This is a genomic window from Paenibacillus sp. JT22N15, assembly GCF_059383755.1.
Map to the genome: position 1 here is coordinate 75,548 of NZ_JBXENV010000011.1, position 11,855 is coordinate 87,402.

Consider the following 11,855-nt stretch of genomic DNA (forward strand, 5'->3'; position numbering starts at 1 on the left):
CCGCCTAGGCCAGTCTATCATCCATGTCTTATCGTTTAGCTTGCGTTTAATTTGCGTTCAGCTTATCGTGTCTAGGCTTGCGGCTATACGCCGTATTGCTCGATTTTAATCAAATTCGTCGTACCGGATAAGCCAACAGGCGCTCCAGCCGTAATGACGACAAAATCTCCCTCAGCAAGCAGCCCGGTTTGCTCCGCATCCGCCATTGCCGCATGCAGCAGCTCGTCCGTCGTGCCAGTCTTCGTGCCCTTCACCGGAATAACGCCCCAAATCAGCGCCAATAGCGGCAAAATTTTCTCGTCGGAAGTAATCGCAATAACTGGCGATTGCGGGCGATATTTGGATACCATCCGCGCCGTAAAGCCGCTTTCCGTACGAGTAAGAATCGCTTTCGCCTTCAGCTCCAGAGATGAGCTGACGACCGCTTGGCTAATGACTTCAGTAATTGTCGTGGAAGCAAGCTGACGGCGCTCCTGGAAGCCTGCATAGTAGTCCAGTTGGGACTCCGCCTTAAGCGCAATAGCAGCCATTGTTGCAACCGATTGAACCGGATATTTGCCTGCAGCCGTCTCGCCAGACAGCATGATTGCATCTGTTCCTTGCATAACCGCACCTGCAACGTCGCTCACTTCTGCGCGTGAAGGACGCGGGTTTACTTGCATGGAATCCAGCATATGGGTCGCAACAATAACCGGCTTGCCTGCTACGTTACACTTATTAATCATGTCGCGCTGCATCGAAGGCACATCCTGAACAGGAATTTCAACGCCCAAGTCGCCGCGGGCAACCATAATGCCATCCGAAGCTGCAATGATGGAATCCAGGTTTACGACGCCCTCTTCATTTTCAATTTTCGAAATGATTTGAACGTGGCCAGCACCGTGTGCTTGCAGCAGCTCGCGAATTTCCAAAATATCTTCCGCTCTTCTTACGAAGGAAGGCGCAATAATATCGATGTTTTGCTGAATGCCGAAGTGAATATGGCGAATATCGCGCTCCGTTACGCCTGGCAGCGTCGTGCGGATGCCCGGCAGGTTAACGCCTTTGCGCGGCTTGATCAGACCGCCGTTTACGATCGTGCAGTGTACTTCCGTCGCTTCCACCGATGCCACCTCAAGATCAATCAGGCCATCATCAAGCAAAATCGTATTGCCAGGCTTCACGACAAGCGGAAGCTCGCTATAGTTAACATGAATGCGGCGGCCATTGCCGAGCACTTCTTCCGTCGTCAGTGTCAGCGTCTCGCCAGCCACCAGCATGTAAGAAGCTTCCTCCAGCTTGCCAATCCGCACCTCTGGTCCTTTAATATCCAGCAAAATCGGCACGATTGCATTTTCAGCAGCAGCCGCTTCGCGAATCCGCTCAATACGCCGGGCATGATCCTCCAGTTCCCCGTGCGCCATATTCAGACGCGCCACATTCATCCCCGATCGAATCATTTCCCTTAAAGTATCAACCGAATCACAAGCAGGTCCCATCGTACAAACAATTTTGGTTTTACGCATGAAGTCTCATTCCTCCTGAACATTTATACCCCTATTATAAACCTAGCCGTTTCAATCGACTACGAAATATAGTATTCTAAATGTAATATAGTACTGTTCAAGCGTAAACGGCTTTCGCCGTCCTTTGGCCGCAAAGCTTCCGTTTCGAGGGTGAAATATAAGCTGAATATAAGAGTGAAACTTATAATTTCTTATATTTTTGATAAGGAGGCCGATGGCCCAAATGCTGCAAGTAACAGCGGTTCGACAGGACCGAGGAATGGAATGGTTTTACGAAAAAAACACAAAAAACACGAACGAAGCAGCGTTGATTCTGGTCAGCTATGGGACGGTCGTCTATTGGATTGAGAACGAGAAGGTGATCGCCGAGAAAGGCGACCTGCTCTATATACCGCCGAACCAAGCGTATTATGGAAAATGTGTGCCTACTGTTTTTCATGAGAAGTTTGTTGTTACATTAAGTTTGTCTTCTGCTCCCGTATTGCCGCTGCTTCAGCGCCAGACGTGGGTGAAATCCCGCATTGGCATGTACGACATGCTGCTGGCCCGAATGAAGCATCTTCATGCGGAATGGCTGGAGCAAGCCGAGTATGCGCCTATCATCGCCCAAGCTGTCGTAACGGAATGGCTGGCGGTCTGGAACCGCGAATGGAATAAAGGTCCCGCAATGGCTGATACGAATCAGCAAGTAGAGCGTATGAAGCATTATATTTTCAACCATTATCGTGAAAAAATTACGAAGGAAGAGCTAGGCAGCTACATTCAGAAAAGCCCCAATTATGCTGCTACCCTGTTCCGCCGTGTCACTGGGCAAACGATTAGCACCTTCGTTCATGATACGCGGATGAAAAAAGCGATTTATATGCTCGTCGATTCGATGCTGACGGTTGGTGAGGTTGCTGAATTTGTCGGCTATCGCGACGTTTCTTATTTTCAGCGGCTGTTCAAGCGTTTTACGGGAAGGACGCCGACCTTTTATATGAAAGAGCGCGCCAAAACTCAACCTTGAATCTCCCAATAAATGAAACATTGACATTGATTTCGATAATGATTATCATTCTAATTGGAGTCAAGAATAGGTTTAGGCCGTGCTTGATAATTAGAGATTTCTAGGAGGAAATTATGCTCTCACGTTTTGGATTTCTGAAAGGCAAATCACAGGTTACCCTCGTTGCTCTGCTTGCTCTAACGCTGCTTCTTGCAGCTTGCGGCGGGAAGGAAACGACAAATAACAATACCGCAGGTTCAGCCGCACCATCCGCCTCGCCGGAAGCAAGCGCTGAAGCCTCCGAGGCTCCTGCAGCAGATAAAGTAGTAACGGATGCTATGGGTCATGAAGTAACCATTCCTGGCAACCCTCAGCGTATTTTGGCTTCTTATTTGGAGGATCCAGTCGTCACGCTTGGCAAAATTCCAGTCGCACAATGGACCGTTGGCAGCGACAGCATTCAGCAATACTTGCAAGGCAGTCTGAAGGATGTTCCTACGATTGCCTACGATCTTCCAGTAGAAGCTGTGGCAAGCTTCTCTCCTGATTTGATTATTATTGGCGAGGAAAGTGCCGTACAAAAAGGCCTTTATGAGCAATATGCCAAAATCGCCCCAACTTACGTGCTCGGAAGCGCGACTGCTAAAGACTGGCGTAAAACGCTGCTCACAATCGGCGATTTGCTGAATAATAAAGCAGGCGCTGAGCAAGCGATTGCCGAATATGATCAAAAAGCAGCCGATGCCAAAACTAAAATTCAAGCGGCAGTCGGCGAGAAATCCGCAGCTGTCTTTTGGCTGACACAAAAAAACTTCTATATGGTAGATGAAGTCGTATCAAGCGGAGCTGTTCTTTATCAGGATCTGGGCCTCAAAACTCCGAATCTGGTTACCGAAGTGCCCGTAGAAAGCCGCGGCAACTGGAACCCCGTATCACTGGAGAAGCTGGCCGAGCTGGATGCCGATTATATTTTCCTGCTCAATAGCGACAAGCAAGCTGGCGATACTTCCATCATTGATGGTCCCATTTGGCAAGGCCTTCCGGCCGTCAAAGCGGGCAATGTCATTGAGCTGGATTCGTCCAGCAGCTGGCTGTACAAAGGCAAAATCGCCAATGGGCAAATCATTGACGATGTGCTGAAAGCAATGGTGAAATAAGCATTTAATAAGCCTCTGGCTTTTGAACACGCCGTACGATCGTCCTTGCTGGACGAGGTACGGCGTGTTTTTTAATGGGCTTCGACTCATGGAGAATGACGTTTTGCTTTTCCTTTTTTCAACAATAAGCACTGTACGCCTGTCCATTTAGCATTATAATAGGAAGTGATGTAATCACTTACATGGAGGTTGATAAACGTATGAGTTCGATCCCTTTGCATAAACGCGGCATTGAAGCGAGCCAGCTTGTTCTCGGCTGTATGCGCTTTGGCGGCGGCTGGAACCGTAATCCGATTGAGGCCGAGCATTTTAAGGAAGGCCATGAAGCCGTCGACGCAGCGCTGGAAATCGGCATCAACATGTACGATCATGCAGACATTTATACATTCGGCAAGGCCGAGCAAGTATTCGGCCAAGTGCTGAAGGACCGTCCGGGCCTGCGTGAGCAAATGATTTTGCAATCCAAATGCGGAATTCGCCTGCAAGGCGGCGATGATGATCCGCAGCGCTTTGATTTTTCGGAAAGCCATATATTAAGCAGTGTCGATGGTATTTTGGAGCGGCTGCAAACCGATTATCTCGACATTTTGCTGCTGCATCGCCCAGATGCGCTTGTTGAGCCAGAGGAAGTAGCCAGTGCGATTTCGAAGCTCAAGGCTTCCGGCAAAGTTCGCGCATTCGGCGTTTCCAATATGAGCCAAGGGCAAATTAAGCTGCTTCGCGCTTATACGGATGAGCCGTTTATCGTGAATCAACTGGAGCTCAGTTTGCTCAAGCATGGATTTATTGATACAGGTTTGCATGTCAATCAGCTCGCAGCGCGCGATAATGTGTTCCCGGAAGGAACGCTTGAGTATTGCCGAATGGAAAATATTCAGCTGCAATCGTGGGGCCCGCTCGCTCAAGGCATCTATTCCGGCGCGCCGCTCGGCGACAGCCCTGAATCGGTTGCTGCAACAGCCGCGCTCGTCGCTGAATTCGCCGAGCGTAAAGATACGACGCCGGAAGCGATCGTACTCGCATGGCTGATGAGACATCCGGCTTACATTCAGCCTGTTATCGGCTCAATCAATCCGAAGCGTATCCTCGCCTGCAAAGATGCCAATACGCTTCGTTTAACGCGCGAAGAATGGTACAGGCTGTATAACTGCTCGCGCGGCAAAGCGCTGCCTTAAGGATTATAAAAACAACGGTACTTATATGTATTTGAAAAAAGCTTCCAGCACCACTTTTCGTGGCAGCGGAAGCTTTTTTCTGATTCATAACTTATTATCTTGGATCGTCAACGACGTGACAATTCGTGACTATGCTCGACTACGCGACAGCTTAAACGCCAGCAGCGCGGAAACGATAAACCTTGCTTGCATAATCGTTATGGAATTGCGGCGTCGCAAGTCCAGCATATAGCAGCTCATCGCCGCCATACGTCTCGCCATTTTCTTGCCATACATAATCGCGGCTTGGATCAAGCCCTTTCAGCACAAAACGGCTGAGCGGCGGATTCGGCTCCTGCAAGACGGATGTGTAGACAGCAAACGCCTCGCTCTTGTCTTTCGAAACGAACATCCATGCGGCAATATTGCCTTCAAATGGGCTGGACAGACGATAGAAATCGCCAAACTGCACGAGATGGCGGACTTCTTTATAGAGCGCAATCTGGTCTTTCACCGTTTCCTTCTCATCCTCGGTGAACTTCGTCAAATCCAGCTCATAACCAAAGTTGCCGGACAGCGCCACATTGCCGCGCGTCTCAAGCGGCGTACTGCGGCCAACCTGATGGTTAGGAACAGCCGATACGTGGGAGCCCATCGAGCTAATCGGATAAACGAGGCTCGTGCCATATTGGATTTTCAGCCTCGATACGGCATCGGTATTATCGCTCGTCCAAGTTTGCGGCATGTAATACAGCATGCCCGGATCAAAGCGTCCGCCGCCGCCGGAGCAGCTTTCAAACAAAATATGCGGGAAAGCAGACGTAATGCGCTCCAGCACTTCATAAAGGCCAAGCATGTAACGATGAGCCGTCTCACGCTGGCGCTCGGCTGGAAGCAGTGCAGAGCCAATCTCGGACATATTGCGGTTCATGTCCCATTTTACGTACGTAATCGGTGCGCTAGCGAGAACATCAGAAATCGTTTTAACGATATATTCGCGAACGTCAGCACGGGACAGATCCAAAATCAGCTGATTGCGAGCCTCTGTACGACGCCTTCCTTCGACATGCAGACACCACTCGGGATGAGCACGATACAGCTCGCTGTTAGGCGATACCATCTCCGGTTCAAACCAAAGGCCGAACTGCATATCCAGATTGCGAATGCGCGCTACTAGATCCTCAAGACCGCCCGGCAGCTTGTTTTTGTCAACGAACCAGTCTCCAAGCGATGAATTGTCGCTATTGCGCTGCCCAAACCAGCCATCGTCGAGCACGAACAGCTCCATGCCCAGTTCCTTGCCTACCTTAGCAATATCCTCAATTTTATCCGCTGTAAAGTTGAAGTAAGTCGCTTCCCAGTTGTTGATCAAAATCGGTCTGCTCTCGTCACGGAAGCTGCCGCGGCATAGACGCGAACGATAGAGATCATGGAAGCTGCGGGACATGCCGCCCAGCCCTTCGGAGGAATGCACGAGTACCGCCTCTGGCGTCTGGAATTGCTCGCCTGGCTCCAGTCTCCAATTGAAATCAAACGGATTAATTCCGATAAACAATCTTGCCGCATGGTACTGGTCGACCTCAACGCCTCCTACAAAGTTTCCGCTGTAGACGAGGTTTACCCCATATACATCGCCATGATCCTCTGTTGCCCCAACAGATAACAGGGCGATAAATGGATTTTGCGCATGGCTGCTTGCGCCGCGGCGGCTTTCCACCGATTGCAGTCCCGGCTCCAGCTGGCGGCGGTGAATGTAACGCTCGCGCGCCCATGCACCAGACAGCTGAAGCATATCATAATGGTCATTAGGGAGGTCTAAGCTCATGCTAAGCGCCCGAAGCAGCTGCAGCGTGTTCTCGCTGCCATTTATGACACGAGCCGAGCGAGTAATCGCGTTATACGATTCGAATACGGTATAGAGCAATACGACACGCAGACCTGAGTAGCTGTCAGCAAGTGTAATTTCAAGCGTCTGTGCCTCGTCTTCGCCTTCTACATAGACAGACGGCAATCCTTCAAGTGACGGCTTGCCCTGTACGATCCGGTGAGAATCGTAACGCAGATCCGTTACCGTCGTTCCGTCAGCAAGCTGTACTTGATATGCCGGATAGCGGAAATCCGAATTGCCGAATGCCGGATATTCCTGCGGAAGCGTATCAAGCGACACTCTTAAATCATCCGCTTCTGTTGAAGGACTGAACGAGCAGCGCTCCTTCAGCTCAAGCAGTCTTCCGAGATGGCTGCCTCGTACCCGCTTACCCCAATACACATGTGCCGGGTAAGCGCCTTTCACCAACGCGATCACATAGCTGGTTTCTTTCGATTGCAGATGAAAAAGCTGATTTTGTTCGTCAAAAATAATAGCCATTATTCATTAGCCTCCTTATTATGGCCGGCTGTCCCGCTGCTTTCACGCGCCATTAGCGTCGTATTCATCATGACATGCAGCGGAACTTCACGGCCTTCAATCCGTTCCAAAAGCAGTTGTACTGCTGTCTTGCCCATTTGCTCCGTATATGCCTTGACGCTCGTTAGCGGCGGCTGTACGAAAGCCGATACCTCAATGTCGTCGAAACCGACAATTGCCATTTGCTCCGGCACCTCTACACCGTGTTCATGCAGCGCGCGAAGCGCACCGATTGCCATCGGGTCGCTGCCGACAAAGCATGCGGTAGGACGTTCTTCCAGGCCCAGCAGCCCATTCATCAGCTCATAACCGCTGCCTGTTGTCCATTCCCCGGCAAGCACCCAATCCTTACGCAAAATACCGTGCGACTCCAGCAGGTGCTGCATATGCTTGCGCCGCGGCTCGTCGGCGGCTTGATCTACTCCACCGCCAATGTAGCCAATGCGGGTATGTCCAAGCTCCAGCAGATGCTCCATAACATCCTCAACCGCCTGCTCAAAATTCAAGTTGACCGTGTCATAATGCCGCAGCTTGCCCAGATGGTCAATCATAACGACTTTGTCGCCTTCGTACAGCATCCGAACGTCACGCTCTGCCACCCCGCCAACGACAATGAGGCCATCCAGCTGCGGATGAGGCTCCATAGCTCCGCCAATGCGCCATACTTTAACGATGGCGATGCCGAGCTCCTCACAACGGCGCTCGATCCCTCTGCGAATAGACAGGAAATAAGGATCTATATCCTCATGTTCAAGCGTAAAGCTCAGCAATAAGCCAACTTGCAGCTGTGAACGCTGGCTTTCTTGCTTGAGCCGTTTTAGACGCGATGGCTTATACTGCAACTTTTCCGCTATCGCGAATATGCGCGCACGCGTCTCTTCGCCGACAGCGAGCGTCATATCGTTGTTAAGCACACGTGACACCGTCGCGGCAGACACCTCCGCCATAGCCGCAATTTCTTTAATCGTCGCCATTTCATCCACCACATTCGTTTAGTTAATAAATTTACTAAATAACTTCCGCTTTATTTTAGCAAATTTCTTGGTGCACAACAAGCCTTGTCTTAAAGAACGAAAAAAAGAGCCTACCCTCGGACGGGAAGCTCCTGCTAGTCTTTCCTTATTTTACACATGACTGGCTTAACCTACTCTTTAACCTACTCTAAGGCATTCAAACTCTAAGACATACAAGCCTTAAGACACATGCTTGTGGTAAAGCTCGATGAAACACTCAGCCGTAACCGGCGGACTATAAATATAGCCTTGCACCAGATCGCATTTATGCTGGCGAATAATTTGCAGCTCCTCGTCGGTTTCGACGCCTTCCGTCACAACCTTCATATTCAGGTTATGGGCGATAACGACGAGCGATTTAAAAATCATTTGCTTCTTAAAATCCGAGACAATATCATGGATAAATGATTTATCCAGCTTCAGATAATGCAGCGGAATGTTTTGCAAATAGCTAAGGGACGAATACCCCGTACCAAAATCATCTAGAGAAAGCCGAATGCCAAGCTGCTGCAGCTCGCGCAATATTTTCAGCGTGTGATCGGGATTGTCCATAAAAATCGTCTCCGTCAGCTCAAGCTCAATTTGCTCGGGTCTGACAGAAGCTTCTGTAATAATGGACTGGATCGTCTCCACGATATGCTTTTGCTGAAATTGCAGCATCGACATATTGACGCTGACCGTCAGCGCTGTGACGCCTTGCTGCTCCCACATCTTGATTTGTTTGCATGCCGTTCGAAGCACCCATTCCCCCAGCGGGATAATGAAGCCCGTCTTCTCGGCAAGCGGAATGAAATCAAGCGGCGAGATCATGCCAAACTCAGGATGGCGCCAGCGGATCAAAGCTTCGGCTCCGTATATTTGTCCGGATTTCAAATCCACCTTTGGCTGGTAATACAACACGAACTGCTCGCCCTCAAGCGCAGGGAACAGCCCATTTTCAAGCTCCTGCTCCCGCTTTGAAACATCCTTCATCGATGGGGAATACAGCCTGCTTGTATTGCGCTGCTTCTTGGCGACAAAAAGCGCGGTGTCCGCCTCCTTGACCATACGGTCGCCGGTTTCCTCTGTCAGTTCATGCTGCAAACTAATGCCAATACTAGCGGTAATGTAAAATAGCCGGTCATTCAATTGTATAGGTTCGGCAATCGTAAGCAAAATATCATCAGCTACCAGCAGCAGCGGATTCATATGATTGACGTCATTCAGCAGCACAACAAATTCATCTCCGCCAAAACGGAACACCCGCCCATTAGAACCAACGGTCTGTTTGAGACGGTCCGCGAACTGCTTGAGCAGTTGGTCGCCCATCGCATAATCAAGCGTATCGTTAATGACTTTAAAGCGATCCAAATCGATATACAGCAGTGCTGCCTGCTTATTGCTGTAAGGAACAGTATGTATTTGCTCAATATGACGCGTATAGCCGTAACGATTAGGCAAGCCTGTCAACAAATCATGAGTCGCTTGAAATTCGATTAATTCCTCGCTCGCCTTGCGGTGATCAATCATGCGATTGAACTGCTGCGCCATAAATTCAAACTCGTCCTTCGTATCAATGTCCAGCTTCTGGTCGGTATCTCCCTCCACCAGCGCCGAGGACACGTGGACCACTTTGCGGATGTTTTGGAGCACAATTTTGCGAATGAGCAAAATCATCAGCATCGTTGTGAAAACAAAAGCAACCAGGGAAATGATGATGGTATTGCTTAAGCCTTTATAGTAGTCCTTGAGCATATTGCCCTTCGGAATGATCGTTTCAAAATACCATGTTTGATCCTTTATATGTATCGGGTTAAGCAGCCTCATTACCGTTCCGCCCAACATGGGGTCGGAAGTATACATAATGGTTAGAGCCTGCTCCTTCAGCTCCTCTAACGATTCGCCCTTAGGCAAAGGCAAATAAGGCTTGGATACCAGCGCGCGATCAAATCCATTAGCAAGGTAGCTGTCACCAGCCGTAATCATCGTCGCGTAGCCGCCCATAGGACGGATTTTCTCCACTTCCTGCTGCACCATGTCGAGGGAAATATCCGCTCCAACGACACCTAGAAACTTGCCCTGCTCATCCAAAATCGGATAAACAAATGACGAAATCAAAATCCGCTCGCCATTTATATCATAATAATAAGGCTCCATTAGAGCGAATTTCTTCGTCCGCTTGGGGATTTGGTAATAGTCCCCGTCGCCAATATTCTCATAGTTTTTATTAGGATAGGCTACTATCTTGTCGCCTTGACGCACAATATAGGGGACAAAACGTCCCGTGTCATCATCGTAGCTGCTTTTGTTGCGAAAATTCCCATCCTGATTATCGAACGCATTAGGCTCCCAAACCGTAAAAACACCGAGTATATAAGGCTGTTCCCGCACAAAATTTTCAATGAGTCTAACTGCCTCCGAGCGGTCAGTCATGTTATATTCCTTCATTTGCTGCAACGATTGCTGCAGTCCTTCAAGTCTAATCAAGGCATCGTTCGTTTCAATGGACATCTTGGTTGTGTAGGCATTGGACTGATTTTGCGCAACCAGTTCCCCTTGACGCAAGCTGACGTCGTAAAGCTTCATTAATTGAATGGAAGCAAGCAAAGTGAAAGACAGGATCATGAGGGCTCCCAAAGTAAAAATTAATTTATGTGCAATACCAACCCTCATTGTTTTCAAGTGCCTATCCTCCTCCAAATGAAGCTGCTTATTGAATCGACGAATTTTGCCAAATTATGATATAGTTCTAGTATACTTGACGCATTAATCCAAACACAACGCCAAATTAATTTAATATTTTAAATTACCACGACAAATTGCGACAATTATTGTCGAATCTCGATTTAACTGCCCTATCTGCTGAAAAAAAGCTGTTTTTCCGCCATTTCCACCTGGCTGCTGACGTTCAAAAAACTGTATTTCCTCCGAATCATTGCCTGTTATAGCCGAAAGCTCCCCTACATGTGATGGGAGCTTTCGCGCTTTCCGGCTCTGCTTTTGTTTTGCCATCCTTTGGCGGCACAGCTACCGTTTCAAGGGAAATAACGGCGAATTTAACGCCTGCTGTCGTCTGCCGTGTCCTTGGAGCGTTGAAACTTGCGAATATCCTCGCGCAGCTGCTCGGCCGTTTTTCCTTCAGTCTCAAGACCATACTCTTTCGCTGCATTGCGCAGCATTTCCAAACGCTTGGCCCGATGCTCCGCTTTAAAAGCTTCCCACTTCGCCGGATCTTTTTCCTTCGCTGCCTTCAGCTCGCTCTTTAATTGCTCGGCTGTCTTGCCTTCTACCGCAATGCCGAAATATTCAGCCATATAACGAAGCTTGGCGAGACGATACTGCTCGTGGCCCAGCACGTGCTCGCGATGCTGCTTTTTATGCTCCTCGTGAAAATGGCCCTTGGCAGCTGGCAGCTTGCCAGGCTGTTCCTCCGTCTGTGGCGGCTGGACAGGCTCGGCGGCATAGGCGGGTAACGCTATGGCTGCTGCGAGCAGGCATGCCGCTGCTGACCTCACTATTTTTGACTTATTCATCCTTGGACACAACCTTTCTGCTGAGCACAAGCGAAGAAAGAAAGGGCTATTTTTAAAATCCTTTCAGCGCCATGCCTGAATTCTTGATGCAAGAGGGCGAATCGCTTCAGCCCCTTTAC

Annotated in this window: 9 protein-coding genes; 3 read left to right on the plus strand and 6 right to left on the minus strand. The window is 49.4% G+C overall.

Translation table 11 applies throughout. The annotated features are described in order from the left end of the window. Nucleotides 1-83: 83 nt before the first annotated feature. A complete protein-coding gene (pyk, locus tag AC50X8_RS21640) occupies nt 84-1,505 on the minus strand; it encodes a pyruvate kinase (protein ID WP_056043818.1) in 1,422 nt (473 codons plus the stop codon). A gap of 223 nt (nt 1,506-1,728) precedes the next feature. Here pyk and AC50X8_RS21645 point away from each other — a divergent pair, with 223 nt between their 5' ends. The 3 genes from AC50X8_RS21645 (at nt 1,729) to AC50X8_RS21655 (ending at nt 4,825) form a co-directional block, all read left to right on the plus strand. Continuing rightward, complete coding sequence (locus tag AC50X8_RS21645) at nt 1,729-2,514, plus strand: AraC family transcriptional regulator (protein ID WP_056043814.1); 786 nt, start codon at nt 1,729-1,731, stop codon at nt 2,512-2,514. Between the two features lie 113 nt (nt 2,515-2,627). Further along, nucleotides 2,628-3,650 (plus strand): iron-hydroxamate ABC transporter substrate-binding protein, encoded by a 1,023-nt coding sequence (locus AC50X8_RS21650; RefSeq protein WP_494881404.1) that lies wholly within the window; start codon nt 2,628-2,630, stop codon nt 3,648-3,650. Between the two features lie 200 nt (nt 3,651-3,850). Beyond that, nucleotides 3,851-4,825 (plus strand): aldo/keto reductase, encoded by a 975-nt coding sequence (locus tag AC50X8_RS21655; protein ID WP_494881406.1) that lies wholly within the window; start codon nt 3,851-3,853, stop codon nt 4,823-4,825. A gap of 151 nt (nt 4,826-4,976) precedes the next feature. Here AC50X8_RS21655 and AC50X8_RS21660 read toward each other — a convergent pair whose 3' ends face one another. The 5 genes from AC50X8_RS21660 to AC50X8_RS21680 all read right to left on the minus strand — a co-directional run bounded on the left by AC50X8_RS21660 (nt 4,977) and on the right by AC50X8_RS21680 (nt 11,736). Further along, nucleotides 4,977-7,172 carry an alpha-galactosidase gene (locus tag AC50X8_RS21660; protein ID WP_494881408.1) on the minus strand — a complete coding sequence of 732 codons (2,196 nt, stop codon included), beginning with the start codon at nt 7,170-7,172 and terminating at the stop codon, nt 4,977-4,979. Beyond that, nucleotides 7,172-8,185 carry a LacI family DNA-binding transcriptional regulator gene (locus AC50X8_RS21665; protein ID WP_494864238.1) on the minus strand — a complete coding sequence of 338 codons (1,014 nt, stop codon included), beginning with the start codon at nt 8,183-8,185 and terminating at the stop codon, nt 7,172-7,174. The genes AC50X8_RS21660 and AC50X8_RS21665 overlap by 1 nt, the downstream gene beginning before the upstream one ends. A gap of 219 nt (nt 8,186-8,404) precedes the next feature. Then, nucleotides 8,405-10,876 carry an EAL domain-containing protein gene (locus AC50X8_RS21670; RefSeq protein ID WP_494881613.1) on the minus strand — a complete coding sequence of 824 codons (2,472 nt, stop codon included), beginning with the start codon at nt 10,874-10,876 and terminating at the stop codon, nt 8,405-8,407. Between the two features lie 120 nt (nt 10,877-10,996). After that, entirely contained in the window at nt 10,997-11,215 is a 219-nt protein-coding gene (locus AC50X8_RS21675) for a hypothetical protein (protein ID WP_494864237.1), read from the minus strand. 44 nt (nt 11,216-11,259) lie between these two features. Further along, a complete protein-coding gene (locus AC50X8_RS21680; RefSeq protein ID WP_494881410.1) occupies nt 11,260-11,736 on the minus strand; it encodes a hypothetical protein in 477 nt (158 codons plus the stop codon). Between the last annotated feature and the right edge of the window lie 119 nt (nt 11,737-11,855).

Coding starts and splice junctions, on each gene's coding strand:
- AC50X8_RS21680 (WP_494881410.1), bottom strand. CDS start 11,736: ATGAATAAGTCAAAAATAGTGAGGTCAGCAGCGGCATGCCTGCTCGCA.
- AC50X8_RS21655 (WP_494881406.1), top strand. CDS start 3,851: ATGAGTTCGATCCCTTTGCATAAACGCGGCATTGAAGCGAGCCAGCTT.
- AC50X8_RS21650 (WP_494881404.1), top strand. CDS start 2,628: ATGCTCTCACGTTTTGGATTTCTGAAAGGCAAATCACAGGTTACCCTC.
- AC50X8_RS21645 (WP_056043814.1), top strand. CDS start 1,729: ATGCTGCAAGTAACAGCGGTTCGACAGGACCGAGGAATGGAATGGTTT.
- pyk (WP_056043818.1), bottom strand. CDS start 1,505: ATGCGTAAAACCAAAATTGTTTGTACGATGGGACCTGCTTGTGATTCG.
- AC50X8_RS21665 (WP_494864238.1), bottom strand. CDS start 8,185: ATGGCGACGATTAAAGAAATTGCGGCTATGGCGGAGGTGTCTGCCGCG.
- AC50X8_RS21670 (WP_494881613.1), bottom strand. CDS start 10,876: ATGAGGGTTGGTATTGCACATAAATTAATTTTTACTTTGGGAGCCCTC.
- AC50X8_RS21660 (WP_494881408.1), bottom strand. CDS start 7,172: ATGGCTATTATTTTTGACGAACAAAATCAGCTTTTTCATCTGCAATCG.
- AC50X8_RS21675 (WP_494864237.1), bottom strand. CDS start 11,215: ATGGCAAAACAAAAGCAGAGCCGGAAAGCGCGAAAGCTCCCATCACAT.